The organism is Rhizobium sp. NPDC092011, from assembly GCF_044756305.1.
GTDB lineage: Bacteria > Pseudomonadota > Alphaproteobacteria > Rhizobiales > Rhizobiaceae > Rhizobium.
This window is the reverse complement of record NZ_JBIVSO010000037.1, coordinates 1-2,500: the sequence shown is the minus strand read 5'-3', so window position 1 is coordinate 2,500 and position 2,500 is coordinate 1. Positions and strand designations below refer to the sequence as shown.

Here is a 2,500-nt window from a genome sequence, read left to right as displayed (position 1 = left end):
GGCTATGGGGACTCACCGTCTTACTGATCCTAACCAAACTCCGAATACCGGGAAGTACTACTCGGCAGACACACGGCGGGTGCTAACGTCCGTCGTGAAAAGGGCAACAACCCTAACCTCCAGCTAAGGTCCCCAAGTCATGGCTAAGTGGGAAAGGATGTGAGGATCCCAAAACAACCAGGATGTTGGCTTAGAAGCAGCCATCATTTAAAGAAAGCGTAACAGCTCACTGGTCTAGTCAAGGGTCTTTGCGCCGAAAATGTAACGGGGCTGAAGCCATGCACCGAAGCTGAGGATTTGCAGCAATGCAAGTGGTAGCGGAGCGTTCCGTAAGCCTGTGAAGGGGTACCTGTGAGGGGCCCTGGAGGTATCGGAAGTGCGAATGTTGACATGAGTAACGATAAAGAGGGTGAGAGACCCTCTCGCCGAAAGACCAAGGGTTCCTGCTTAAAGTTAATCTGAGCAGGGTTAGCCGGCCCCTAAGACGAGGCGGACACGCGTAGTCGATGGGAACCACGTTAATATTCGTGGGCCTGGTGGTAGTGACGGATTGCTTAACTTGTTCACACTTATTGGATTGTGTGGGCGGGGACGCGGTTCCAGGAAATAGCTCCACCGTATAGACCGTACCCGAAACCGACACAGGTGGTCAGGTAGAGTATACCAAGGCGCTTGAGAGAACTATGTTGAAGGAACTCGGCAAATTGCACGCGTAACTTCGGAAGAAGCGTGACCCTTATGTACGCAAGTATGTGAGGGTGGCACAGACCAGGGGGTAGCGACTGTTTACCAAAAACACAGGGCTCTGCGAAGTCGCAAGACGACGTATAGGGTCTGACGCCTGCCCGGTGCTGGAAGGTTAAGAGGAGGGGTGCAAGCTCTGAATCGAAGCCCCAGTAAACGGCGGCCGTAACTATAACGGTCCTAAGGTAGCGAAATTCCTTGTCGGGTAAGTTCCGACCTGCACGAATGGCGTAACGACTTCCCCGCTGTCTCCAACATAGACTCAGTGAAATTGAATTCCCCGTGAAGATGCGGGGTTCCTGCGGTCAGACGGAAAGACCCCGTGCACCTTTACTATAGCTTTACACTGGCATTCGTGTCGGCATGTGTAGGATAGGTGGTAGGCTTTGAAGCAGGGACGCCAGTTCTTGTGGAGCCATCCTTGAAATACCACCCTTATCGTCATGGATGTCTAACCGCGGTCCGTTATCCGGATCCGGGACAGTGTATGGTGGGTAGTTTGACTGGGGCGGTCGCCTCCGAAAGAGTAACGGAGGCGCGCGATGGTGGGCTCAGACCGGTCGGAAATCGGTCGTCGAGTGCAATGGCATAAGCCCGCCTGACTGCGAGACTGACAAGTCGAGCAGAGACGAAAGTCGGTCATAGTGATCCGGTGGTCCCGCGTGGAAGGGCCATCGCTCAACGGATAAAAGGTACGCCGGGGATAACAGGCTGATGACCCCCAAGAGTCCATATCGACGGGGTTGTTTGGCACCTCGATGTCGGCTCATCGCATCCTGGGGCTGGAGCAGGTCCCAAGGGTTTGGCTGTTCGCCAATTAAAGCGGTACGTGAGCTGGGTTCAGAACGTCGTGAGACAGTTCGGTCCCTATCTGCCGTGGGTGTAGGAATATTGACAGGATCTGTCCCTAGTACGAGAGGACCGGGATGGACATATCTCTGGTGGACCTGTTGTCCTGCCAAGGGCATAGCAGGGTAGCTATATATGGAATGGATAACCGCTGAAGGCATCTAAGCGGGAAACCAACCTGAAAACGAGTGTTCCCTATCAGAGCCGTGGAAGACGACCACGTTGATAGGCCGGGTGTGGAAGTGCGGCAACGCATGAAGCTTACCGGTACTAATAGCTCGATTGGCTTGATCGTTCCCATTGCCAGTGCTCATCAAAAATGATGGGTCTGAAAACGTGTTCAAATAAATAAAGGCTCCATGCCTTCCAGCTTCTCATCGCGCTAAACCCCGCAAGGTTTAGCGTGCAGGGCATAAACCGCTCAAGCGGTTTAGCCCGAAGTTGCGCTTTGCCGACCTGGTGGTTATGGCGGGGTGGCTGCACCCGTTCCCTTTCCGAACACGGCCGTGAAACGCCCCTGCGCCCATGGTACTTCGTCTTAAGACGCGGGAGAGTAGGTCGCTGCCAGGTCTGCCAAACGCAACTTCATTCTTGAAATCTTCTCTGATCACAAGCGGCTCAAGCCGTGTTACAATTGGCCGCTGATCAAGCGGCCTTTGTCGCTTCTGAAAGCTTCTTCTACGAGACCCTGAAATCAAAGGTGTCTCGAAACAGGTGCGGTCCATAAGGTGCCCACCTGACACGCGATAAACCGCTCAAGCGGTTTACGCTGATGACGCAAGCCGAAATACGGCTTGCTAGACGCGACAAATCCTCCGGATTTGCGCTGGCGCGGGGTGGAGCAGCCCGGTAGCTCGTCAGGCTCATAACCTGAAGGCCGCAGGTTCAAATCCTGCCCCCGCAACCA

General features: G+C 54.4%; 1 tRNA gene and 2 rRNA genes (1 of these 3 cut by a window edge). All 3 read left to right on the top strand.

Going from position 1 to position 2,500, the window contains the following annotated elements:
* Positions 1–1,888: ribosomal RNA gene (locus ACIQJ2_RS38010) — 23S ribosomal RNA — on the top strand (it extends 912 nt beyond the left edge of the window).
* 160 nt (positions 1,889–2,048) lie between these two features.
* Positions 2,049–2,163, top strand: a 5S ribosomal RNA gene (rrf, locus tag ACIQJ2_RS38005).
* 260 nt (positions 2,164–2,423) lie between these two features.
* Positions 2,424–2,500 (top strand) — tRNA-Met (locus ACIQJ2_RS38000).